This window comes from Vreelandella piezotolerans, assembly GCF_012427705.1.
GTDB classification, from domain to species: domain Bacteria; phylum Pseudomonadota; class Gammaproteobacteria; order Pseudomonadales; family Halomonadaceae; genus Vreelandella; species Vreelandella piezotolerans.
The window spans coordinates 1,574,751-1,599,573 of record NZ_CP048602.1 but is presented as its reverse complement, the minus strand read 5'-3'; the positions used below and the strand labels follow the sequence as shown (position 1 = coordinate 1,599,573).

The 24,823-nt window shown below is 56.4% G+C and carries 20 protein-coding genes; 11 read left to right on the top strand and 9 right to left on the bottom strand.

Features of this window, described 5'->3' with window-relative positions; genetic code table 11:
• Positions 1 to 111 precede the first annotated feature (111 nt).
• Genes GYM47_RS07305 through pepQ form a run of 6 tightly spaced genes read left to right on the top strand, consistent with a single transcriptional unit; the run spans position 112 to position 6,456 of the window.
• Positions 112 to 1,161 carry an ABC transporter permease gene (locus GYM47_RS07305; RefSeq protein ID WP_139528142.1) on the top strand — a complete coding sequence of 350 codons (1,050 nt, stop codon included), beginning with the start codon at positions 112 to 114 and terminating at the stop codon, positions 1,159 to 1,161.
• Complete coding sequence (locus GYM47_RS07300) at positions 1,158 to 2,102, top strand: ABC transporter permease (RefSeq protein WP_153843828.1); 945 nt, start codon at positions 1,158 to 1,160, stop codon at positions 2,100 to 2,102. Before GYM47_RS07305 ends, GYM47_RS07300 begins: the two co-directional genes overlap by 4 nt.
• Positions 2,103 to 2,109: 7 nt before the next feature.
• The gene (locus GYM47_RS07295; RefSeq protein ID WP_139528144.1) at positions 2,110 to 3,126 is read left to right on the top strand and encodes an ABC transporter ATP-binding protein; all 1,017 of its coding nucleotides are present in this window, start codon (positions 2,110 to 2,112) and stop codon (positions 3,124 to 3,126) included.
• Entirely contained in the window at positions 3,123 to 4,184 is a 1,062-nt protein-coding gene (locus GYM47_RS07290) for an ABC transporter ATP-binding protein (RefSeq protein WP_139528145.1), read from the top strand. Before GYM47_RS07295 ends, GYM47_RS07290 begins: the two co-directional genes overlap by 4 nt.
• Positions 4,185 to 4,233: 49 nt before the next feature.
• Positions 4,234 to 5,145: a LysR family transcriptional regulator gene (locus GYM47_RS07285; RefSeq protein ID WP_153843829.1), complete on the top strand. Its 912-nt coding sequence runs from the start codon at positions 4,234 to 4,236 to the stop codon at positions 5,143 to 5,145.
• A gap of 12 nt (positions 5,146 to 5,157) precedes the next feature.
• Positions 5,158 to 6,456, top strand: coding sequence for a Xaa-Pro dipeptidase (gene pepQ / locus GYM47_RS07280; RefSeq protein WP_153843830.1), 1,299 nt, complete (start codon positions 5,158 to 5,160; stop codon positions 6,454 to 6,456).
• Between the two features lie 68 nt (positions 6,457 to 6,524).
• Here pepQ and GYM47_RS07275 read toward each other — a convergent pair whose 3' ends face one another.
• The 5 genes from GYM47_RS07275 to GYM47_RS07255 all read right to left on the bottom strand — a co-directional run bounded on the left by GYM47_RS07275 (position 6,525) and on the right by GYM47_RS07255 (position 14,572).
• Positions 6,525 to 7,133: an OmpW/AlkL family protein gene (locus tag GYM47_RS07275; protein WP_174788518.1), complete on the bottom strand. Its 609-nt coding sequence runs from the start codon at positions 7,131 to 7,133 to the stop codon at positions 6,525 to 6,527.
• A gap of 496 nt (positions 7,134 to 7,629) precedes the next feature.
• On the bottom strand, positions 7,630 to 9,294 hold the full coding sequence (locus tag GYM47_RS07270) for a diguanylate cyclase (RefSeq protein WP_153843831.1): 1,665 nt from the start codon (positions 9,292 to 9,294) through the stop codon (positions 7,630 to 7,632).
• The gene (locus GYM47_RS07265) at positions 9,281 to 9,673 is read right to left on the bottom strand and encodes a response regulator (RefSeq protein ID WP_139528150.1); all 393 of its coding nucleotides are present in this window, start codon (positions 9,671 to 9,673) and stop codon (positions 9,281 to 9,283) included. The genes GYM47_RS07270 and GYM47_RS07265 overlap by 14 nt, the downstream gene beginning before the upstream one ends.
• Positions 9,670 to 12,852 (bottom strand): response regulator, encoded by a 3,183-nt coding sequence (locus tag GYM47_RS07260; RefSeq protein ID WP_168444444.1) that lies wholly within the window; start codon positions 12,850 to 12,852, stop codon positions 9,670 to 9,672. Before GYM47_RS07260 ends, GYM47_RS07265 begins: the two co-directional genes overlap by 4 nt.
• Positions 12,839 to 14,572, bottom strand: coding sequence for a sensor histidine kinase (locus GYM47_RS07255; RefSeq protein WP_196781584.1), 1,734 nt, complete (start codon positions 14,570 to 14,572; stop codon positions 12,839 to 12,841). The genes GYM47_RS07260 and GYM47_RS07255 overlap by 14 nt, the downstream gene beginning before the upstream one ends.
• Before the next feature lie 177 nt (positions 14,573 to 14,749).
• On the opposite strand from GYM47_RS07255, the gene GYM47_RS07250 reads away from it, so the two are divergent.
• Positions 14,750 to 15,514, top strand: coding sequence for an SDR family oxidoreductase (locus tag GYM47_RS07250; RefSeq protein WP_153843833.1), 765 nt, complete (start codon positions 14,750 to 14,752; stop codon positions 15,512 to 15,514).
• A gap of 74 nt (positions 15,515 to 15,588) precedes the next feature.
• Here GYM47_RS07250 and GYM47_RS07245 read toward each other — a convergent pair whose 3' ends face one another.
• Complete coding sequence (locus tag GYM47_RS07245; protein ID WP_269202183.1) at positions 15,589 to 16,665, bottom strand: 2,3-butanediol dehydrogenase; 1,077 nt, start codon at positions 16,663 to 16,665, stop codon at positions 15,589 to 15,591.
• Between the two features lie 31 nt (positions 16,666 to 16,696).
• A complete protein-coding gene (locus GYM47_RS07240) occupies positions 16,697 to 18,511 on the bottom strand; it encodes an NAD(P)/FAD-dependent oxidoreductase (RefSeq protein ID WP_153843834.1) in 1,815 nt (604 codons plus the stop codon).
• A 287-nt stretch (positions 18,512 to 18,798) separates the two neighbouring features.
• On the opposite strand from GYM47_RS07240, the gene GYM47_RS07235 reads away from it, so the two are divergent.
• The 3 genes from GYM47_RS07235 to GYM47_RS07225 all read left to right on the top strand — a co-directional run bounded on the left by GYM47_RS07235 (position 18,799) and on the right by GYM47_RS07225 (position 22,899).
• Complete coding sequence (locus tag GYM47_RS07235; RefSeq protein ID WP_153843835.1) at positions 18,799 to 20,772, top strand: sigma-54-dependent Fis family transcriptional regulator; 1,974 nt, start codon at positions 18,799 to 18,801, stop codon at positions 20,770 to 20,772.
• A 90-nt stretch (positions 20,773 to 20,862) separates the two neighbouring features.
• A complete protein-coding gene (locus tag GYM47_RS07230) occupies positions 20,863 to 21,717 on the top strand; it encodes an AAA family ATPase (RefSeq protein ID WP_139528155.1) in 855 nt (284 codons plus the stop codon).
• A 3-nt stretch (positions 21,718 to 21,720) separates the two neighbouring features.
• Positions 21,721 to 22,899: a vWA domain-containing protein gene (locus tag GYM47_RS07225; protein ID WP_153843836.1), complete on the top strand. Its 1,179-nt coding sequence runs from the start codon at positions 21,721 to 21,723 to the stop codon at positions 22,897 to 22,899.
• A 78-nt stretch (positions 22,900 to 22,977) separates the two neighbouring features.
• Here the strand turns inward: GYM47_RS07225 and GYM47_RS07220 are convergent, their stop codons facing one another.
• The gene (locus GYM47_RS07220) at positions 22,978 to 23,505 is read right to left on the bottom strand and encodes a cytochrome b (protein WP_153843837.1); all 528 of its coding nucleotides are present in this window, start codon (positions 23,503 to 23,505) and stop codon (positions 22,978 to 22,980) included.
• 113 nt (positions 23,506 to 23,618) lie between these two features.
• Entirely contained in the window at positions 23,619 to 24,179 is a 561-nt protein-coding gene (locus GYM47_RS07215; protein ID WP_139528158.1) for a hypothetical protein, read from the bottom strand.
• Between the two features lie 182 nt (positions 24,180 to 24,361).
• On the opposite strand from GYM47_RS07215, the gene GYM47_RS07210 reads away from it, so the two are divergent.
• On the top strand, positions 24,362 to 24,748 hold the full coding sequence (locus GYM47_RS07210) for a RidA family protein (RefSeq protein ID WP_153843838.1): 387 nt from the start codon (positions 24,362 to 24,364) through the stop codon (positions 24,746 to 24,748).
• The last annotated feature ends 75 nt before the right edge of the window (positions 24,749 to 24,823 follow it).

Sequence of the window (24,823 nt, the reverse complement as noted above, 5' to 3'; positions counted from 1 at the left end):
GCGCAAGGATGCTTCGCTCTCCAGTCATGCTGGAGGGCGAAGCGTTTTCTATGGGTCGCCCCGGCCCTGAAGCGGCGCGTCTCTGATTAACCTACATAGGTGGCGTACGCCATGATTGCTTTTTTAATCAAGCGGCTGATGCACGCAATATTGGTGATGTTTGTCATCAGTGTACTGGCCTTCGCCATCCAGGATAACCTGGGTGACCCTGTACAGCAGATGGTCGGACAGTCGGTCCCCGAAAGTGAGCGCGAAGCCATTCGTGAACGGTTGGGGCTCAACGACCCCTTCCTGGTTCAGTACGTGCGCTTTGCCAAAAATGCCGTTCAAGGCGACTTTGGCGACTCCTATTTTTACCGCGAACCGGCGTTGGAAGTGATCGCTCGGCACTTGCCCGCCACCCTAGAGCTGGTCTTTGCCGCCACGCTGATCATCGTGCTACTGTCCGTGCCCATTGGCGTCTATAGCGCGATCAAACCGCGCTCGCCCGTTTCTCGATTCTTTATGGGCGCGTCGATTATCGGTATTTCGATTCCGGTCTTTTTGACCGCCATCGTGTTGATTCAAATTTTCTCGATTGGTATTACCGTCTCGCTATTCCCGGAGAGCACGGCTTGGGGGGCTTGGCTAAATGGCTTGCTTTCGACCGAAGGCAATATGCCGTCGTTTGGCCGTGGCTATGACTTGGTGCACGTGGTGGGTCACTGGGATACCAACCTGGCAACCTGGAACGGCTTACAGCACCTGGTACTACCCGCTGTCTCGCTGGCCTCGATCATGCTGCCGCTGTTCATTCGTTTGATCCGCGCGGAAATGATGGAAGTGCTGCAGTCCGAGTACGTCAAGTACGCCCGCGCCAAAGGCATTTCCATGCGCCGGGTCTATTTCGTCCATGCGCTGAAAAACACCATGCTGCCGGTGATTACCGTGGGCGGCGTGCAAATCGGCACCATGGTGGCCTACACCATTTTGACCGAAACCGTTTTTCAATGGCCGGGCATGGGGCTGATGTTCCTCGACGCCATCAACCGTGCCGACATTCCGCTCATCGTGACCTACCTGATGATTGTCGGCGTCATTTTCGTGGTTACGAACACCATCGTGGACCTGATCTACGGCTTCGTGAACCCCACCGTAAAACTGACTGGTAAGCCCGCATGACAACGTCCACTTCTACCCCCGCACCAAGCCGCTGGGAGCGCCTGCGCGACTCCTTTTTGTGGTACAGCTTCAAGCGCGACCGCACGGCACAGCTCTGCCTTGCCGTGTTCGTTTGCTTGGTCGTGACGGCGTTTTCGGCACCGTTACTGGCACCTACCGACCCTTATGACTTGGCACAGATAGACATTCTTGCCTCCGAGCTACCTCCCTTCTGGATCGATGGCGCCGACCCGATGTACACCCTGGGCACCGATGCTCAGGGCCGGGACCTGCTTTCGATCATTCTTTACGGCACGCGGGTATCGCTGCTGATCGGCTTTGGCGCCGTGGCGCTGCAAGCGCTTTTGGGGGTGACCTTCGGGCTGATGGCAGGCTATTTGGGCGGCCGCGTCGACGCCTTTCTGATGCGTCTGGCGGATATCCAGCTCTCGTTCTCGACACTGATGGTAGCCATCGTCGTGGGGGCCGTGGTGAAAGCCACCTTGGGCAGCGCTTTCTACAGCCAGTACGCCGTGCTGATGCTGATTCTGATCATCGGCTTGGCCGAGTGGCCCCAGTACGCGCGCACGGTGCGCGCCTCGGTACTCGCCGAGAAAAACAAAGAGTACGTCGACGCCGCCCGCGTCATGGGCCTGCGCAGCAAGCGCATCATGTTCCGTCACGTGCTGCCCAATACGCTGTCACCGATATTCGTCATTTCGACGGTGCAAATTGCTAACGCCATCATTTCTGAAGCAGCGCTGTCGTTTTTAGGGCTGGGTATGCCGGAAACTCACCCTTCACTTGGGTCGCTGATCAAAGCAGGCTTTGACTACATTCAGTCAGGCTCTTGGTGGATCACGCTGATCCCCGGTGCGGTGCTGGTCGTGCTGGTGCTGTCGATCAATCTTCTGGGCGACTGGCTGCGCGATGTCATGAACCCACGACTCTACAAAGGCTGAGGACACCATGGCACTTCTTGAAGTCTCTCAACTCGACGTCCGCTTTGCCCTGCGCCAGGGCGAAGTACGCGCCCTGCGCGACGTCAACTTCACTCTCGAGCGCGGCGAGCGCCTGGGTATCGTCGGCGAATCTGGCGCGGGTAAATCCGTCGCCGCCTTCTCGTTGCTGAATTTGATCGCCAAACCAGGTTTCATTGCGGGCGGAAGCATCACGTTCGAAGGCAAAGAGCTCAACAGCATGTCGGAGCGAGGCCTGCGCAAAGTGCGCGGCAACCGCATTTCGATGATCTTCCAAGACCCGATGATGACACTGAATCCAGTGCTCTCCATCGGCGAACAGATGGTGGAGTGCTTGAAGGCCCACCGCCGCATCTCCACCAAAGAAGCCCGGGCCATCGCCCTGGACAAACTACGCCAGGTGCAGATCCCCTCTCCCGAAAAGCGCTTGGATCAGTATCCCCACGAGCTTTCCGGCGGGATGCGCCAGCGCATCATCATCGCCATTGCCCTGCTACTCGACCCGGACATCATCATTGCCGACGAACCCACCACGGCACTGGACGTGACGATTCAAGCCGAAATCATGGCGCTGCTGCTGGAGCTATGCGAGCAGCACAACGTGGGCTTGATTTTGATCACTCACGATCTGGGCGTGGTAAGCCAAGTGACCCAGCGTATGCTGGTGATGTACGCTGGCCGCGTCATCGAGCAGGGCCCTACGCGGGAAATCATCAACGACCCGCAACATCCTTACACCCAAGGCTTGATCAATGCGCTGCCGCAAATGGCGACGCCGGGTGAAAAACTCAACCAGATTCGTGGCAGTATGCCGTCACTCTCTAATTTGCCCAGCGGCTGTGCGTTCCATCCCCGCTGTGACTTTATCAACCGCGCCGACGGGCTCCCCCGGCCGGCCTGCACCCAGCAAGTCCCCGATTTCGTCGAGTCTGGCAACTGTCGCGTGGCCTGCCACATGGTGGCGGAAATGTTGGAAGATCGCCGCTTGAAGGAGGAGAGCTTATGAACGCCCAGGCGGAAACGATCGCGACCATGCCGACCCAAAACGAAGCGAGCAACGACTCGCTACTGCAAATTCGCGGTCTTAAAAAGCGTTTCTCACTCTCCGGTGATTTTCTGGAGCAGCTACGCTTCAAAGGCGGCAAGCTGATTCGCCATCAGGAGTATGTCCACGCCATTAACGGCGTCAATCTGGACATCAAGCGCGGCGAAGCGCTCTGCGTGGTGGGTGAATCTGGCTGCGGTAAGTCCACCGTGGCGCGCACGGTCATGGGGCTGATTTCTCCGTCAGAGGGTGAAATTCGCTACGACGGCCAGCGCATCGACGATCTCAGCTCGAAGCAGCTCCTGCCCTACCGCAAGCGCATGCAGATGATCTTCCAGAACCCTTACGCGTCGCTGAACCCACGCATGACCATTCAGCAGACGCTGGAAGAGCCACTGCGGCTTCACCATCCTGACTGGAACCGCCAGCAGATCCTCGATAAAGTCGAGGAGGTGATGCGTTCGGTGGGTATCGACCCCGATTGGGGCAAGCGCTTTGGCCACGAGTTTTCTGGCGGTCAGCGTCAGCGAATTGCCATTGCCCGTGCGCTGGCCGTCGATCCCGAATTCATCGTCGCCGATGAGCCCATTTCAGCGCTAGACGTCTCTATCCAAGCACAGGTGCTCAACCTGCTGATGGATGCCCAGCGGGATCGCAACCTGACCTATCTGTTCATTACCCACGATCTGGCGGTGGTCGAGCACTTTGGGACACGGGTGGCCGTGATGTATCTGGGCACCGTATGTGAAGTCGCCACGACCGCCACGCTGTTTGCCAAGCCTCGCCACCCCTATACCCAGGCATTGCTGTCGGCCATTCCCCGCTTGGAGGACGACCGCCCTCAGCATATTCGCCTGTCGGGTGAAGTGCCGACACCGGTCAACTTACCCAGCGGCTGCGTTTTCCATGGTCGTTGTCCCCATGCTAACGCCCGCTGCAAGCAAGAAATACCTGCTTTGATAACCCAGGATGACGGCACCCGCGTAGCGTGTCACGCTGTTGAGGAAGGCCGCCTATGAGCGCGGCCCCTTCAAGCGCCATACGCTTGGTCGTTTTGCGAGGTAAGGCATGGAAATTCGCTGGCTAGAAGACTTCATTGCCCTGGCCAGAACGCGACACTTCTCCCGCGCCGCCGACGAACAACACGTCACGCAGCCTACCTTTTCAAGGCGGATCAAACTGCTCGAAGAGGAAATGGGCGTCACGTTGATCAACCGACAAACGTTACCGCTGTCGTTGACGCCTGCGGGTGAAGAGTTCTTGACGCTCTGCGAACAGGTCACCGACCGGGTGCGTTTGACACGCGACCGCGTTCGTGAAATTAGCGCCGGTCAGCAGCGGCGAATCATGGTAGCCGCACCGCAAAGTCTGCTGGCGCATTTTCTACCGGAATGGTTAGCCAGCAGCGGCTGGCAGGAGCGCATTCAGCCCTACCTTCGCGCGACGGGCTGGGTGGCCAGCGACTACTTTCAGGCGCTGGCTCGGGCAGAGTGCGATCTAGCGATTTGCTATTGGCCCGTTGGACGCTGCGATCTGGATATCGACACTAGCGCCTGCACCTATCGAGTCATTGGGCATGAACGGCTAATTCCCGTGACCGGGCGTAAAAACGACGGGTCGCCGTGTGCACTACTGCCTGGCGCTCGCCAGCAGCCAGTGCCCTGGCTGGCCTACCCCAAACGTGGGCTACTCGGCTCGGCTGTCAAAGCACATTTGGCACGGTTGCCGCAAAGCACGTACTTAACGGCACAGAGCGAAAACCTCTATGCAGCAGGTATCAAAGAACTGGTGCTGCTGGGGTATGGCATGAGCTGGCTACCCGAGCGAAATGTGGCCGCAGAGCTAGCTGACGGCACCTTGGTCAGGGCGGGCGACAGCCGCTGGGACGTACCCATGGAGCTGCGGTTGTATCGTCACCAAAGCCAGCACCATGCCGAACTCGATAGTTTGTGGGGCCAGCTCTCACCGCCCCGACTTTGAAAGGACGTTTATATGTCAGCAACCCTCTATCAACTGCAGCGCGACCACATCCAAGCACTGAATCATGCTTATCAAGCGCGCATGGCGGCGCATAACCTGGATAGTTTGGCGATATACAGCGGCCATGCGAACAACCACTTCGCTGATGACCATGCCACCAGCTTTCAGTCCTACGGCCATTTCATTCATTGGGTGGGGATGGCCGATGTTCAGCACAGCTGGCTGGTGATTCAGCCCCATCAGCGCCCCCAGCTTTATCTGTACGCGCCTGCCGATTTTTGGCACTTACCGACTCAGCTGCCTGAAGAACCCTGGGTGGCGGAGTTCGACGTACATTTATGTAGCGATAAAATCACCCCGCCGCTCACGGGACGCGCTGCCGTGATCGGCGATCTGAAGGAGCTCGCGAACACGACACCTCTCGCCAATGTCGCCACACTTCATCCCGAAGGCTTGGTACGCGAACTCGATGAGTTGCGCATGGTCAAGTCCGCCTACGAAGTGGCTTGCCTGCGCGAAGCCAATCGACTAGCAATCGCGGGCCACCAAGCGGCTAATGCTGCTTTTATAGGTGCGTCGGCCGAACTGGATGTGCAGCTTGCCTATTTAGGGGCCAGCCGACAGCGAGAGTCGGACGTGCCTTATCAAAACATTATCGGTCTAAATGAGCATGCCGGGGTCTTACACTATCAGCGTTATGACCTGTCAGCCCCCAAACGGCGTTATAGCCTGCTAGTCGATGCGGGCCGTCGTTTTCGCGGCTACTGTGCGGACATTACCCGTACCTATGCAGGCCCGGATGCACCCAGCGAATTTGGCGAGTTAATCAGCGCCATGCACGGTCTGAAAGATGAACTCATCACCCAAATCGTTCCTGGCATCGAGTTTCTAACGCTACATGAGCAGATGCACCGAGGCCTAGCCGATATATTGGTCTCGCACGGACTGTATCAGGGCAGCGCAGAGAGCGCCGTGGAAACCGGTGTTACCCGCGCCTTTTGCCCCCATGGACTGGGCCACTCATTAGGGATTCAGGTACACGATGTGGCCGGATTGAGGCAGCCAGACGGGAGCCCATCGCCAGCACCTGACACCCATCCAGCCCTGCGTCTTACCCGTACACTGCAAGCCGGTATGGTCATCACCATCGAGCCAGGCCTCTATTTCATTCCCATGTTGCTGGCACCACTGCGTAAAAAGCCCCACCCCATCGACTGGACGCTGGTCGACCGGCTCGCGGTGTGCGGAGGCATACGCATCGAGGATAATATCCTAGTGACAGAAGGCGGGCCTGAGAACTTGACGTTATAGTCATTCTCTTGCCCAATAAAAACGCCCGGCTTACGCATGTAAGCCGGGCGTATATGTATCGGATTGGTTTAGAAACGGTAAGTAATACCGCCGCCGATCGTCACTGGCTCGATATCGACTTCGCCAACGGTGGCGCCAGCCGCATTGATGTCGGCGCTCACGTCCGCGTAGCTAACATAGCCGTTCAGCATGACGTTATCCGTCACTGCCAAATCCACACCCGCTTGGCCGATGGCGCCGTAGCTCTCGTCGATGCTCAAGCCGGATGGCTCGCTGGAAAAACTCGTGTAGTTCAAACCAAGACCTACGTAAGGCTGAACTTTCGAGTCCAAACCACCCATCGGGTAGTAGTTGACCAGCAGGTTCACCGGCAGACGGTCGACGCTACCTGCGCTGCCGCCCGGTGTCGTGTTCAAGTCATGCTCGAATTTTTCAGAGCTGTTGAGTTCGACGCCAAATTTGTCGCTGAACAGGTAGCCCGCACCATAAGTGAACCCACGTGCGCTTTGTACGTTGAGGTCCGCACCGCCAACATTGCCATTACCTGAGCCCGTATCCGTTTGGGCAACACCGCCGCGAACAAACACATCGCCTGCTTCGTAGGCCATAACGGCTTGGCTCGCCATGACGGCACTGGCAGACACGATAGCGGCGGTGATCAATTTCATTTTGCTCATCAGGGTCATCCTCTTGCATCTTGCTTGGGATTGATGCTGGTCAACGCCAGCTAACCTATACAATATATAGTATAAGAACACCGTTTCCAAATTTCATGTGAAATTTTATTATAGGTTTTCTGGCTCTGATAGCTTTTGTTAACTATCGCGCTTGACAAACGAGCATAAAAAAAGTCCCCCGAAGGGGACCCAGGTGGAGCACGCCAGCTCACTCGGTGTATTGCCGGGCAGCGCCGCGGCAACGTTGCAAAGAAGGGAGAGCATTGAGTGCCGGTTGCATCGCGACCTTAATGACTCTATTCATTTGCGAGTTACCTTTTATATTGCGAGCTGCGTGCCAAAAAAATAATTTCTATTAAAAAACATAACCTTACTAAATAAATGAGTAAAGAAAGCGTTCGCTATCTCTTTACCCCATGAAAAAGCGCACCAGCGGCGCGCATTTTTCGCTGCATTGCTTCATAACGAATCACTCAACCGCCACCAGCAACTAGCCTTACTGGCTTACTTGATTGCGGCCGCCGCGCTTGGCTCGATAAAGTGCCTCATCTGCTAAAACCAAGAGACGGTCTTTGTTGTCCTCTGATACGTCGGTGCTACAGACCATACCTGCCGAGAGCGTGCACGCAAACTCCTGCTCCCCTTGGTTAAAGCGCAGGCGAGAAAAGTACTGGCGAATGTCTTCCAAGCGCTTCCGACCGTCCTCTGCGCTGCAGTGTGGCAGCACCACTAAAAACTCCTCGCCCCCATACCGGCCAATCATATCGGTTTGGCGTAGGCGCTGACGCAGCAGCGTCGCCACTGACGCAATCACGACGTCCCCTGTGGCATGGCCATAGGTATCGTTCACCGATTTGAAATGGTCGATGTCCACCATGGCGACCACCACCGAATAGTGCTGCCGGAAGCCACGACATATCTCATTGATCGCGGCACTTTTAATGCTGGCATGCTTGAGCAGCCCGGTCAGACTGTCTTTATTGAGCAGCGCCGACAGTGTGCGTGAGCGGGCCACGCGCACACGAATCGAGGCTACCAGCTGCGCAGCGAGAATGGGCTTGGTGAGGAAGTCATCGGCTCCGTGGCTGAGCGCATCTACCTGCTTACCTAAGTCCATCTCTGCCGACAAGAAGACGATGGGCAGACTACTCCACTCGTCATACTGCCGAACCACTGACGCTAAATCAGGGCCATCGTAATCCGGCATGTGCACATCCATCAGTAAGAGCTCGGGTCTAAACGAGGCAAGTTGATCGATGATATGGCGGGGATTGTCGAGGATACGCACTTCCATCCCTGCGGCTTCTAGCACGAGCTGGTAATAAGCCGCCAGCTGTTGGTCGTCGTCCACGACGAGAATACGAGCGGGTGGCGATTGACGCTCTTGAAGTAGCTGCTCCAGACGGTTCACCAATTGCGGTATGTTCAGTGGCTTCAAAAAATAGCCATGCGCATTTAACTGTGCCGCTCGCATTCGTGCATCGAAGGAGTCACAGTCGCTGATGAAAAGCAGTGGGCAAGGGAGCGCTTGCAACGGTGCAAGGTGTCCCACGCCTGCCATGGCGTCTACGATCAAAATATCGGGAGACTGATTGGCGATCGCTTGGCACGCCTCTGGCACAGAGTCGAAAAGGCGGACGTCATAACTGAAGTTCATCAACTGTTCACGGATATGCTTACCGAGCTCGTCATCTTCTTCGATCAGCCAAATCTTAGCGGATGTGCCATTGATTTCTTGAGGCCCATCAACGCTAGGCGCCTGCTGCAAACTAGGCACAAGCTCGATTTGCATCGACTGTAATTGACTACTCACCACGTTGACGAGCTGAAGATCGATGGCTTGATCGCTCTCCTCCAGCCAGCGCTTAAGGCCATTTTCCAACAGCCGTGCTTGGCTGCCGATCGTATCGAAACCAAACGTCCCTGCCGACCCTGCCAGTTTGTGTAGTCGATGGTAGACATCGGTCAACGTATCCCGAGGGGCTTGTGGGTCGCCACTGGACGGGGCTTCGGTGGTGACCATTAGCTGAGCACGTAACGTTTGCTGCAAACGCGTGAGCACACTGCACAACGATGCCAATTCGGCTTGCAGATTATGCTGATAGGTTTGTTTGAGCAGTGCCAGTTTGTGCTCTAGCGACTGTTGATCATGATTTGCCACACGCCTGCTCCCAAAGAGTGCGAACTTGATTAGCCAGGGTCATGGGATCGAACGGTTTGGCAATCACGCTTTCGGCACCGAGTGCGATGAGTTGATCCACCTCGTGGGGTTGTACTTTGGCGGTCATGAACGCGATAGGCACTTTCTCGAGACTCGAGCGTTGACGCAACGCCGCTAGCGTCGATGGCCCATCCATACCAGGCATCATGACATCGAGTAGAATCATGTCTGGGGCGAACGCTTCGGCTTCTTCCAATGCCTGCTCCCCTGAAGCACAGACTTTGACGTTAAAACCACCGACGACTTCGAGAGCAAGTGTCGCTACCGTTTGGATATCGGGATCATCTTCTACATACAAAATACGCTCTAAGCTGCTCATTCGTTATCCACCATCTGGACCAGTTGGGTTCGTTGTTGAATTGCCTCGAGCAACTCTGTCGGACTAATGCGCGATTTCAAGAACACCGTCTCGACACGATGTTGATCTGCTTCACTGATGGACTGCCCAGATAGGATAATGATTCGCGCGTGGGGCTGCTCTTCACGAATCTGCTCTAGTAAATCCCAACCTTCGCCGTCAGGCAGACCAATATCCAAAATAATGGCATCGTAGCGTCGATAGGCTAAGTGGCGACGTGCCATGGCCACGCTCACCGCGTGATCACACTCTGCATGCTCATCAAGCATGGCGCGTATGACCGCATGGAGGTCGGGGTCATCCTCGATATGCAGTAGCCTCAGGCGCTCTTGATGAGTCTGCATCTGCTCGCTGAGTAGTGCTAGCAGGTGTTCAGTCTGAATGGGTTTTGCCAACCAAGCGATGTCCTCTAAGTGACCTTCCAGAGCGACACTGCCTCGCTCCATGCTCCCCGTCACCACCATGACGGGGGTATGCTTCGACGCCCGCTGCTGTCGCAGCGCATGAATCACTTCGAAACCGCTCATGTCGGGTAGTCCAATATCGACGGTGATGGCGTCATAGTGTTGGTTGGCCAGTTTCTCTAGCGCCATGGCACCGTCCAAGGCAGAGTCCACTTCGAAACCGGCTTGAGCCAATGTTTCAAAAAGAACACGCACGACGGAAGGATCATCCTCGATCACCAGCACTCGGCCCGCGTCAGCGCCCCGCGAATCACTAAGAGTATCCGAGGGATGAAGAGGCAGGGAGAACCAGAAACAGCTGCCCTTGCCCTCTTCTGAATCGTAGCCCATCTCACCTTCCATGTGCTCGATTAGCTCGCGCGTAATCGCCAAACCCAACCCCGTTCCCCCTTTCGCCCGCGAGTCGGAGGCATCGACTTGTGCGAACTTACTAAAAATATGGCCTTTGAAGTGGTCGGGAATTCCCGGCCCATCGTCTTTGACGGTCACCATCATCCTATGGTCTTGCTTATCGACACTGATTTGGACTTCTCCTCCCTCCGGCGAAAACTTCACGGCATTGGAGAGCAGGTTCGCCATGACCTGACGAAGCCGCTGACCGTCGACACGCACCTGTGTATCCGGATGAGGATTATCCAGCGTCAACGTCACCTGCCGCTCATGGCGATAGTGGCGATTCTCCTCGATGGCACTTTCCAGTAAACGCTGCAGCGGCTGCCACTGCATATCGAACGCCAGTTTACCGGCGGCTATTTTTTCGATATCCAGCAGGTCGTTGATCAAGTGGGTGAGCCGCTGACTATTTTTATGCGCGATGTTGACCATACGCATGACGGTATCCGGCACGCTGCCAAGCGCCCCGGCAGCGACCATACCCAGCGCTCCCGAAATGGACGTAAGCGGCGTACGCAGCTCATGACTCACGGTCGAGACAAACTCGTTTTTCATTTGCTCGACGCGCTTCGATTCAGAAATATCTTCGGCAATGCCCAAGTAACCGGTAATCGTGCCTTGCTGATCTTTAATAGCGGTCACCACCAGCTTGATGGGCACACGATCGCCCGCGCGGGTCAGATAGGTCCACTCGTTGACATCGCGCTTTTCCAGGGCAGCCCGGTGGGTAAACACCTCCAAGGGCGTCAATGTATGGCCTGCACTCTGGCTCAGTTCGAGGAGCCGCTGTTCGACTTCGTCGGCATCGTGAAACAGCATGGGAGTTTGCACTCCGATGACCTCGCTCGCCTGATATCCCAAAAGGTCTTCAGCACCTTTGTTGAACAGCTTGATCACTCCCTGGGTATCCATGGCGATAATGGCAAAATCCACGGCAGCATCGAGTACCGAGCTCAGCAAATCGTTGCTACTGGCGAGTGCTCTGGTGCGTTGATCGACCTCGCGCTCTAAATTGCTCTGCGTATGGCGAAGGCGTTTGAAGGCATCGCTGAGCTCCGCGCTCATCGCACCCAATAAATTAGATAGCTGCTGGAACTCGACGATGCGACTGTCGGGAAGTTTGGGCGTTTTGCCTTTGGCAATCGAATCGCTCAGCGTCCGCCCTTTTTTGCCGAGACGGGTTAGCGGCTGAGTAATCATACGGATCAAGAGTTCAGCCGCCACGATGCCAAAGATCAATACTGCCGCTAACATGGCAAACAAAACGGTCCGATAAGCTTCCATGGCACGCACGGTAGGCAGTGCCGGCGTCTCTAACAATACGTGATCGACACCTCCTACGCCGCGGGCAGGTAACTGTAGTGTATAAAACCCCTGAGAAAAGCGAACGGCCGGGTTATCCAAATTGCCTGGAAGCCACATACGCATGCGCTCGTCTAGATCGATGAGTTCATCTCCAGATGCCAGCGTTAGTGAGTTGAGATGACCTACCTGTGCCAGCAGCTCACCCTCTGCATCGAGTAGTCCAATATTGACGTTGCTATCTGCCCTTACTCGACCAATATGGTAAACGAAACGCTGATCGGCTCCGGGTTCCGACAAACGCCCCACCAGCTCGTTGCCCATGGCATTGAGCGTTTGGTTGACAAAGTTTTCTTGCCCCTGACGCATGGCATGGCCTTCGTACAGAATCAGCGGAATACCCGTCATCAATGTGACCGACAATAGGGCACAAAACAGCAGATGTTTGAGCCTTAATAAAGCCCCTGCCGTCGGCAGCCAAGACCGTTGAGATAGCCCACAAATAATAATGATCGCGCTAGCGATGACCGCGTTGAAAACACCGTTGATGGCTTGTTTTAAATACACCAGCAGCGTTAGCTCTTGGCTCCATCCTAACCACAAAGGCAATAATAGAAAGTCGATCGGGGCGGCGATCGCCGTCCAAAAGATCAGTGCAGCAATGATCAAGTTTTTGACTTTATGGTGGTAAAGCCAAGAGACCACGAGCGCCTCTAGGATGAACACCATGACGGTGACGGGATTTTCCCAAAAGGCGTAAGTATAAACGCCTGAGGCGACCCCAATCAGTACCGCTGGCCATGTCCCCAGCCAAGCAATGGCCAGCATGACAGCCACCGAGCCAAATACGAAATAAACGTTAAACAGTACCGAAAGCTGAAGCATATTACCCGCCACGCCAGCGACGAGCAGACACGCAAACAGAATACCTAGATACCAAGGAGCCCCATTGAAGCGTCCGATTCGTTCAGTGCCGAACACGCGTAGGCACCTCCGCATAAGGGAAAGTTATGTAAAACGTACTGCCTTCTCCCTCTGTGGATTGAAAACCGATAGTGCCCCCCATTTGTTCGGTCATCGCCTTACTGATTGACAGTCCCAAACCCGTTCCTCCTTTAACGCGTCGATCACTCGCATCTGCTTGCGAAAATTTTTGGAAAATCCGTTCCCTAAACGCCTCAGGTATTCCGCATCCGCTATCCTTTACGTTGATGCGTATCTCTTTATCAAACTCGTCACAATATATAACGACGTCACTGTTAAGCCGAGAGAACTTTGCAGCATTGGAGAGTAAGTTGGCCATGACCTGCTGAAAGCGCAATACATCGACGTTAATAAAACGGTCTCTCGATAGCGTTTCCAACCGTAAAGCAACGCCATGCTGGTCGGCATAAGGCTGGTTTTCAAGTAGCGCAGCCTTGAGCAGTTCTCCTAGGTCTCTTGGCTGGCAAATAACATTGAGCTGCCCCGCCAAGAGTTTTTCGATATCCAAAAGATCATTGATCAATAGCGACAGCCGCTCGCCGTTTTTCAATGCCATGGAGAGCATCTTATGGATGCTCTCGGGTAGCTCTCCAGTGGCACCGCCCAGCACTAGCTTCAACCCGCCGGTCATGGCCGTGAGTGGGGTGCGAAGTTCATGGCTCACCGTGGAAACGAACTCGCTCTTCAGTGCATCGACTCGCTGCCGATCTAACGCCGAGCCAATCCAACGGCTCAATAGCTTGATGAAGAGTGTGTCGGTTTCAGCAAAACGGTGCTGGCGAGGATCGGCGGAAGAGAAGCTCACCGTCCCAAAGAGCTGATCACCCAGTTGAATCGACGATCCCATATACGCTTTGAGGCCGAAGGTGTCGTAACACGGATGATGCCTAAGATCGCTCTCGGTCGTATCGTGAACGGCCAATAGACCGCTGGTTTTTAGCGTCATGTCACAGTAGGTATTGGCCAAGGGCAGGCACTGGCCGGCCGCCAGCGTGACATCCTTCGGCGCCGTGACGGCGACGACTTCGAATACCCCTCTATCGATACGGCTAATGATGCCAATTTGAAGATTGAGATAGCGACAGCCCAACGCCAACGCTTCCTGAAATTGCCGATCGATACCTAAATGATTAGAGGTGCTGATATCGTTAAGTGCGGCCAATGCGTCCACCAGTGAACGCTGGCGAGATTCATCGTCAGCCAACTGTCGTTTGACGTCGTTGACCCTGGTAAGCTCATTTTCCAGCCCAATTCGATTGATTTCATCTTCTACGCACGCCGCCAAGTCGGTCAACACCTGACGCTGGGAAGGGCTCAAACGGCGCGGCTCGGGGTGGATGATACACAAGGTGCCCACTCGAAAGCCGTTGGCAGTGGTTAGCGGCACGCCTGCATAGAAGCGAATGCCGCGACGGGCGGTGACCAGCACATTGTCAGCAAAGCGGGAATCTTGACTGGCATCTTCTATCTCGAAGATGCTCTCTCCCTGGATGGCGTGCGCGCAAAAAGACTCCTTTCTGCAGGTCTGTGTCAGCGAAATGCCCTGGCGTGACTTGAACCACTGGCGCTCCTCATCGACCAATGACACTAACGCAATGTCCACGTCAAAAATGGAAGTAGCCAATCGGGTGATCCGATCGAAGCGCTCCTCTGGCGGAGTATCCAAAATGGCTAAACTATGTAACGCCAGCAGCCGCGCTCGTTCACTCTCCACCATGACATAAACCTCAAAGGTGTCTAACCGCCAATATTATCCATCGGGCATAGCGCCGCTAAGATCGTTTAGTTACTGTCAATGTATGCCTTAATGTGGGTGCTGTCGCTGGCTGTATCGATATTTTACATTTGCACTACTCGCAGCCGATTACGACTCAACCACTTTGGAAACGCACTCATGACCTCACCCTGCACCTACTACGTTACCGGTGGCGCCCAAGGCATCGGTCTTGGCATTGCCCATACTCTCTTGACCGAGGGACATCGTGTCGTCATTACCGATATTGATGGCGAAGCCCTCGACGCCGCTGCGCAAAGACTGCCTCATCCGTCGCAACTGCTGATTCTCACAGCAGACGTCAGCGATGAAGCCCAGGTGATGGCTAGCCTCGAAAAAAGCGTCACCCACTTTGGCCGCCTGGACGGTATCGTGCATAACGCTGGCATTGCCGACCCTTTTCATGGCCCGGTGGAGCAGCTTTCGCTAGAGACATGGCAGGCATACTTGAACACCAATCTCACCGGTGCCTTTTTGTGTGCCAAACATGGCGCTGCCTACTTACGTCCTCACGGCGGCAGCATGGTGTTGATGGCCTCGTCACGCGCCATCCAATCCGAGCCGGACACTGAAGCCTACGCCGCCAGCAAAGGCGGCATCGTCGCCTTGACGCATGCGCTGGCGGTCAGCCTGGGGCCTGATGTTCGCGTCAACGCTATCAGCCCCGGCTGGATCGAAGTGGGCGACTGGCAAAAACCCAGCCGACAGCAGTCGGTTGAGCACCGGGATATCGATCGCGAACAACACCCGGCCGGCCGCGTGGGCACCCCCGAAGACATCGCTTCACTCACTCACTTTCTGCTCTCTAAAGAGTCTGGTTTTATTACCGGCCAGAATTTCGTCGTCGACGGCGGCATGACACGCAAAATGATCTATGCCGAATAGCGGTCTGCGCGCGACGTTACCGCATCAAAAAAGGCCATCGAAGGATGGCCTTTACATGGCAACTCCACGTTGGTTTATGGCGTGACGATGATTTTGACTTGCGCCTTATCGTTCAACAGCGCCTCGAAGCCCTCCTCCACGATATCCGCCAGCGGAATGCGTTGAGTGACCATATCCTCGGCGCGGAAGTAGCCCCGCTGCATCAGCGCCATCACCGCTGGGTACACATGGCGATAGGCAATGATGCCCTTCATGGTGCGCTCTTTGATCACCAAGTCATTAGGCTGAAAGCTGGCCTCTGACTCCCACAAAATCACCACCACCACTTCACCGCCCTCATGGGTGCTGTGCAGCGCTTGATTGAGCACGGCGGGAATGCCGGTCACTTCGAACGCCACGTCCACCCCGCCACTACTCAATGCTTGCAGTTTCTCCACCGCGTTTTCTTGCTGTGGGTCGACGACCATGGCGCCCAGCGCTTCGGCTTTGGCTTTACGAGAAGGCGCGACTTCCACCGCATAAATCTGCGCTGCTCCTGCGGCTTTGAGGGCTTCGATGGTCATTAAGCCAATCGGCCCAGCACCAAACACCACGGCACTATCCCCGGCTTTGAGGCTGCTCTGGCGTACTGCATGCAGCGCGACCGCCGCAGGCTCGACCAGCGCCCCCTGCTCGAAGCTAAGGTCATCCGGCAGTTTGTGCACCATGTGCTCACCCATCACAGTGAACTCAGAGAATCCGCCGCCACCGCCGGAAAGGCCGTGAAAGCCGAGTAGCGGCGTCAGGTTGTAGCGCTCCATCTGATAAGCGCCATCTTTATTAGGCGAGAGGATCGGCTCAATGGCCACGCGGTCGCCTACCTTCACCCGAGTCACTTTCTCACCAACCTCGACCACTTCGCCTGCGAACTCATGGCCCATAATGATCGGTGCCTGGCCGCCGCTAATGGGGTGCGGTTTGCCTACCGGAATAAAAATCGGCCCGGCGGCGTATTCGTGTAAATCGCTGCCGCAAATACCGCAGGCGGCGACTTTCACTTTCACCGCATGGGGGTCATCGATGGTCGGCATCGGCACCTGTTCGACGCGCAAATCTTTCGCCGCATACCACACCGCGGCCTGCATCTGTGATTGATCCGTTGACTGGCTCATAGGTTGCCCTTTCTGTTAAGACACATGGCTTTTAAGACACATGGTGAACCGGCTGCAGCCCATAGACGGGGGTATCTAGTCCTTCCATACGCGCCTTCAACTGCAGCGCCAAATAGTGAGAGTAGTGCCGGGACTGGTGCAGGTTGCCACCGTGGAACCACAGCGCCTCTTGTTGGGTGGGCTTCCACATATTGCGCAGCTCCCCTTCCCACGGGCCGGGGTCTTTGGTGGTGTCAGAGCCTAATCCCCAACATTTGCCCACCTTGTCCGCTACCTCTTGAGAAATCAGTCGAGCCGCCCACCCATTCATCGAGCCATAGCCGGTGGCGTAGACGATCAGATCAGCGTCCAATTCGCTGCCGTCGGTGAGCGTGATCGAGCGCGGATTGATCCGCTCGATACCCACACCGCTGCGCAGCTTGATATCGCCATTGGCGACCAGATCGCAGGCCCCCACATCGATGTAATAGCCCGAGCCACGGCGCAGGTACTTCAAAAACAGGCCAGACTCATCGTCACCGAAGTCGAGCATGAAGCCCGCGTCTTCGAGCTTTTGGTAAAATTCAGCATCCCGCCGTTTGATGGCATCGAACGCCGGACGTTGAAAATCGGGCAACACCTTGTAAGGAATCGAGGCAAACAGTAGGTCTGCTTTTTCGTGGGTCAACCCGCCCGCGACGGCCTCCTCCGAGTAAAGCGGCCCCAGCACTTCTTCCATCAATGAGTCCGACTTGACGATATGGGTCGAGGAGCGCTGAAGCATGGTGACATCGGCATCATGCTCCCAGAGCGCGGCAGCAATATCGTGAGCCGAGTTATTCGAGCCCACGATCACGCATTTTTTACCGGCGTAGGCATCCGGCCCTGGGTGCTGGCTGGAGTGCTGCTGCTCGCCCTCGAAGCTCTCCGCGCCTGCAAACTTGGGCACGTTGGGCATCCCCGACATCCCGGTAGCCATCACCAGCTGTTTCGGACGTAGCGTGATCTCTTCGCCATTGCGCTTCACGTTCACGATCCACTCACCTGCGGCGTCATCGAAGCGTGCATTCTGACACTCAGTGGAACTCCAATAATTGAGCTCCATCACTTTCGTGTACATTTCCAGCCAATCGCCCACTTTGTCTTTCGGGGCAAACACCGGCCAGTTTTCTGGGAAGGGGATGTAAGGCAGGTGGTCGTACCATACCGGGTCGTGCAAGCAGAGAGATTTATAGCGCTTGCGCCAAGAGTCCCCCGCGCGCTCGTTGCGCTCGATGATGATCGTGGACACGCCCATCTGTTTCAGCCGCGCCCCCAAGCCAATACCGCCCTGGCCACCACCAATGATCACGCAGTAGGGCTGGCGCGTGTAACCAAGCTCGGCTTCCTCACGTTCACGGGCTTCCAGCCAGGTTTCACGCTGTTTGTTGGCACCATGTTCGGCCCCTTTGGGGCGATGGTGATTGCGCGGTTCGGGGAAGTCGTTCAACGCCTGCATGGTAGTGAGCAGTGTCCAACACTTGCCGTTCTTCAAACGCAGGTAGCCTTTGCCGCTGGCAATGGCCGTTTTGAACGTGAACCACGCCTCGATGGTATCGCCGTTTTCGCTGGCCTCCCCATCGAGCTGCCACTGAGAAGGCCGCGTGCGGGCCAGCGTGGCATCGAGCATGGCCTGGATTTCCTCCTTGCCTTCGCACGTTTTTAGATTCCAGGTAAACGCCAGAAAATCGCGCCAGTAGCACTCGTCGTTGAATAGCGTCAGCACGCGCTGACTATCGCGTGCCTGCAGCGCCTCATCAAACTCCTGTAGCCATGCGTTGACGGTGCTGGTGGCGTGGGATGGGGTTCTTACCTCTGTGTGAGTCATCGCGGGTACTCCAAGGTCGTTGTTATTGTTGAACTGTCGATAAGACACCCAACCCTAAGCACCCGCCGTGCCAAATGTGCAAAATAATCAATAAGCAATTGAAAAATTTAGACAAAAAACATTTTTGCATTGCTATCCACCAACGCACCACCTGTACACTTGTCACACCTCGTGTACGGCTAACGTTACAGGTGTAACCCACGACTAACGGCGTAACACAGCCTCGTTGACACCCACGACAAAGCGCATAGTCTGGAGGTACAACAATAATTCTGTATGGATTCGCCATGCCGACGCCATCACGACCACCGACACGCTTGGCCTCCGTGCAGCGCCAGCATATCGAGCACATCTTCCAGCTCTGTGAAGGCGTGGACGCACCGCAGCTACCGGCGCAGGCCACCATCCGCCGCTCTTGGCTGCGCTGTCTGAACGAATACCGGCTCGACCCTACGAAACCACGCCCTGCCCGGGTGGTGCCCCAGCAAACCTTGATCGAGCACCGGGAATCCGTCGATGAGCTGCTGCACGTCGCCCGCGCCGGGGTCGAGCAGCTCTATGGACAAATCGCCCAGCTCGGCTACGTGCTGCTCCTCACCGATCATCGCGGCATTACCGTGGAGTTTCGCGGCAATCCCAATCAAGACCAGCAGCTACGCAAAGCGGGCCTCTATTTAGGAGCCGACTGGGACGAGCGCTTCGCGGGTACCTGCGCCGTAGGCACCTGCCTGCACGACCGGCAAGCGATCATTTGCCACCGCCAGGAGCACTTCGACGCCACGCATATTTCGCTGACCTGCACGGCTGCCCCTATCGCCGACCCCCACGGCAACGTCATGGCCGTGCTGGATATCTCCGCGCTGCAGTCGCCTGCCCAGCATGAGAGCCAGAACTTCAGCCTCTCGCTGGTCACGCTCTACGCCCGCATGATCGAAGACGCCTACTTCCTGCAGCGCTACCGCGACTGCTTGATGGTGCGCCTGGATACCTCGCGAGAGTTCGTGCACGTGAATGGGCGGGGGCTGATCGCGATAGAAGAGAACGGCCAAGTGATTGCCGCCAACGCCGTAGGCCGTGAACTGATGGAGGAACACCAACGCCGTTGGCCGCCGTGGTCTGCACTACACGCCCCTATGCTTAGCGAGCTCTTCGAGTGCGAGATTGCCGATGTGCTCAGCATCAACAGCGCGACCAACGACCAGTTGCGGGCATTTCGCGCCCGCGCCAGCAATGCCATCTACTTTATTAGCCTGCTAGAGCCGCGTAGGCCGCGGATCGTATCCCGCGACCAGCCCGCATCGTCCCTGCCGACGCCGCTAGAACGACTGGGCGCCGACGACCCCGCGATACGTAAGCTACAAAAATTGGCTGAACGGCTGCGCAACGAGGCCAGTGTCAACGTGTTGATCAGCGGCGAAACCGGCACCGGCAAAGAGGTGGTTGCCCGCGCACTGCACGATAGCGGCAACCGCGCCAAAGGCCCGTTCATCGCGGTGAACTGTGCGGCGATTCCCGAAGCGCTGATCGAGAGCGAGCTATTCGGCTACGAGCCCGGCGCGTTTACCGGCGGGCGTGCAAAAGGTATGCGCGGGCTGATCCCTCAGGCCCATGGCGGCACGCTGTTTTTAGACGAGATCGGCGATATGCCACTGGCGCTACAAACCCGCCTGCTGCGCGTACTTGCCGAGCGTGAGGTCATGCCACTAGGCGCCAGTAAACCGGAAAAAATCGACATCCGGGTGATTACCGCCACCCACCGCCATATCGATACCATGATCGCGCGGGGGGAGTTTCGGGAAGATCTCTACTACCGCTTGAACGGCGCCCAACTACGCCTACCACCGCTGCGTGAACGCGCCGACAAGCTCTATGTGATTCGCCAAGTTTTCAGCGATGTGGTCAAAGAGCGCGGCGCAAGCTCAGCGCCACGGCTGCGGGCCGATGCTATCAGCGCCCTGCTCGCCTACGCCTGGCCAGGCAATATACGCCAGTTGAAAAACGCCCTAGCGTTTGCCCTGGCCACCGCCGAGAGCAACGAAATCACCGTACACGACCTGCCCGAACAGTGCCTCAGCCAGCGCATTACCCACTCGCCAGCCATCACCGCGCCTGAAAACGAGGCCGCCGATAGCCAACTCCTCATTCAGCTGCAGCAACACCAATGGAACATTAGCGCCGTGGCCCGCGAGCTGGGGGTTTCACGGCCAACGGTATATCGGCAAATGCAGCGCCAGGGCATCGTGCCGCCGAACAAGGCCTGACAGCGGACGGCGCTTGGCCTGGGCAGCCAGCCTCACGTACACTTGTTTGAATCTGATGTTCACCACGCTTTCGACAAGCCGAGGCCCACTATGGCGTTTGACTCCACCTCTTCGTATATCGCAACCCATGCGCTCAAGCAGGCGGTGAATGCTGCCGTGATGCTCGAGCGCCCGCTGCTCATAAAAGGCGAACCCGGCACCGGCAAGACGCTTCTGGCCGAAGAGCTGGCAGACGCCCTCGGCACTCGGCTGATCACTTGGCACATCAAATCCAGCACCAAAGCCGCTCAGGGGCTTTACGAGTACGATGCAGTGAGCCGCCTGCGCGATTCCCAATTGGGCGTAGAGGGCGTCGAGAACGTCGCTAACTACATCAAGCCCGGCAAACTGTGGGAAGCTTTTAGCGCCGATGAGCGGGTAGTCCTGCTGATCGATGAGATCGACAAAGCAGACATCGAATTTCCCAACGACCTGCTCCAAGAGCTGGATCGCATGGAGTTTCACGTTTACGAAACCGGCGAAACCATCCGCGCCGAAAAGCGCCCTATTATCGTCATCACCTCTAACAACGAAAAAGAGCTGCCGGATGCCTTTTTGCGCCGCTGCTTTTTTCACTACATCGAGTTCCCCGATCGCGAAACCATGCAGGCCATCGTCGATGTTCACTTTCCTGACATTGCCCCGAAACTGGTCAGCGAGGCGCTGGAAGTCTTCTTTGACCTGCGCAGCGCACCTGGCCTCAAGAAGAAGCCCTCCACCTCGGAGCTGGTCGATTGGCTCAAACTGCTGATGGCCGACGAGCTAGCCCAGGAAGCGCTCTACCATCGTGACCCCGCCAAGGCACTGCCGCCCATGGCTGGTGCGCTGGTCAAAAACGAGCAGGATACCCACCTGTTGGAACGCTTGGCGTTCATGATGCGTCGCCAAAAGAGCAGCGGGCGCTAAGCCATGTTCATAGGCTTGTTCGAAACCCTCAAACGCGCGGGTGTCCCCGTTTCGCTGCGGGAGCTGTTGGACCTTCACGCCGTGGTCGAGCGCGGCGTGGTATTTGCCGATATGGAGGCGTTTTACCAGGTAGCGCGCACGGTCATGGTCAAAGACGAGCGCCACTTCGACCGTTTCGATCGTGCCTTTGCCGCCTGGTTTAAAGGCATCGAAGACATGGACGCCGCTATCGAAGCGCTGATCCCCGAGGAGTGGCTGCGCCGCGAATTCGAGAAACAGCTCACCGACGAGGAGAAGGCCAAGATCGAATCGCTAGGCGGGCTCGAAGAGCTCATCGAGACGTTCAAAAAACGTTTGGAGGAGCAGAAAGAGCGCCACGCAGGCGGCAATAAATGGATTGGTACCGGCGGCACCAGCCCATTTGGCGCATACGGCTACAACCCGGAAGGCATTCGCATCGGGCAAGACGGCTCCCGTCACCGCCGCGCCACCAAGGTGTGGGACGAACGGCGCTTTCGGGATTACGACGACTCGCTGGAGTTGGGCACCCGTAACATCAAAATGGCGCTTCGGCGACTGAGAAAGTTCGCCCGCCAAGGCGCGCGGGACGAGTTCGACGTCAGTGGCACCATCCGAGAAACCGCACGTGATGCCGGGCTACTCAATATTCAGATGCGCCCAGAACGCCACAATGCGGTCAAGGTGCTGCTGTTTCTGGACGTCGGCGGCTCCATGGATGACCACATTCGCGTCTGCGAAGAGCTATTCTCGGCGGCACGCTCGGAGTTCAAGCACCTGGAGCACTACTATTTCCATAACTGCCTGTATGAAGGCGTATGGCGCAACAATCTGCGTCGGGGCAACGAGCGCATTCCGACCATGGATGTGCTGCATACCTACGGCGCGGACTATCAAGTCGTCATCGTCGGTGATGCGGCCATGTCGCCTTATGAGGTCACCCATCCTGGCGGTAGCGTCGAACATTTCAATGACGAAGCCGGCGGCGTGTGGCTCAAACGCTTGACCGAGAAATTTCCCCGTTTAGCCTGGCTTAACCCAATGCCTCCCCGCGCTTGGGAATACACCTACTCGACCACGCTCATTCGCGAGCTCATCGACGACCGTATGTATCCGATGACGCTGGAAGGGCTGGAAACTGCCATGCGCGAGCTCGCCAAATAGCCTCGCACTGCCTAGAGCAGCAACGAAAACGGCGCACCCAATGGGTGCGCCGTTGCGCATATTGCAATGCCTGAATGGCTAAGCCATACGCGTCATGATGCTGTGGTTGGTCAGTTTGCGGTGCAAAACCGCCATCACTACATGGCCTACCACCAGGGCGAATAGCGCCCACCCCAGCTCGCCGTGTAACAAACCGCCTAAATTAGTCATCCATTCGATGCGCTCACCGCCGCCCGACATGAGAGACAGCCCGAATACATCCAGCGCACGACCCGAGCCGTACTGGCGAATAAGCGCAATCGCTGGCACCACGATCATCAATCCATAAAGCGCCACGTGTCCAAGCTTCGCCATTACGCTCACCGCGGGCGGACGCCGTGACGCATTCATCACTGCCCAAACAGCGCGAATCACAACGAGCGCCATCAACACGACACCCACTTGGCTATGGGCCCCCCACAGAAAGCCCTCAATTGCCGTATCTTCCAGCCATACCCTGGCAACGGCACTGCTAAACTGCCACACGAACAGCAGCGCCATTCCCCAGTGCAATGCCCGACTCACCAACCCGTAACGCGAAGAGCTGTCCATCACTGCTAGCGCCATCTATTGTTCCTCTTAACAAACGTTGAACCATGGCACTATCTTACCCAGCACAGCTCACCAGATCATGACAACAGCATGGAAATTGGTTGCAAAAAAAGGAACACGACGTTGCCTTAGAGCGACACGGGAACGCGATTCAACCCAGCTAAAAAAGCCTCTTTGGCTTGGGCGAACGCCACGGGATCGTGTTTGAAGCGGCGCATAATCAGCGCCTCATCCAGCGCTAACGTAGGCGATAGCGTCTCAATGCTGTTAGCAGGATGGCGAGTCGACAGCCCGATATGCTGGCCATTTTCCGCTTCTAACCAGCGTTTGAAGCCGCACTGTTGAAAGAACGTTTTAGCTTTTTCATCCTGCGTATCGATGCGCAGCGGAGCCTTCAGACTGAGCTCGCTCAGCAAACGAGCTTTTGCACCTTTTGCAAACTCGCAGGCGTGAGTCACGGTCATGCCCTCGCCCGCTTCATCCAGCACCAATAGCGCCAGCGCTAAAGGGTGTCCTTCGCCATCAACCCCTGCCAACAACCGCGCGCCTTCTTGGGCAAACAGTACATTTTTGGTGCCGGTAAAGATCACCAACGGCGTCAAGCCTGCCTGCTGGCCATACACCTCGGCGCATAGCTTGGCCAAACACGCATCGCGCGGCTCACTCTGACTTACATGGACTACCTTCATGACGCTCTCTCGTTACGTTCGTTCACCCCGCCATGTTTCGTAGCGACAAGCGCTGACGGGTTATGAAAGCCCGCCAGCGTAGAGCAAAGCACGAGGAGACACCAGCCTGTTGTCGATGGAACCCTCTTGATCTAGGGGAGTCGCATTGAAGGCAAGGCGTTTTTTATTGCCAAGGAGAGCATATGACCCAGTTCATCAACGACCCGACCCTGCCAAAGCCGGATTTTCCTGGCAGCCACATGGTAGTTGACGACCACTACATGTTTATTTCTGGCCTCACGGTGGCCGATCTTTCTAACGGAGAGGCGGCGCGGGGCAATATCAAAGAGGAGGCTCGCCTAGTTCTGCGTGAACTCGCCCGCATGCTCGAACAAGAGGGTGGCAGCCTTGCTGATGTAGTGCGCGCTGACGTGCACTTAGCGGATCTTAAGCAAATTAGCGCGTTTGACAGCATCTATGCGGATTTTTTCGAACCTGGTCGCTATCCAGCGCGGACCTGCACCGAATCCCCGCATATCTGCGGTGGCAGTTTGGTAGAAATCACGTTGATGGCCAAACGCCCCAACTAATATTCAGCACCACATTTTCATGTTTCCAACGCACAAAAAGCCAATTGAATGGCTTTTTGTGCGTCTACTTCTCAA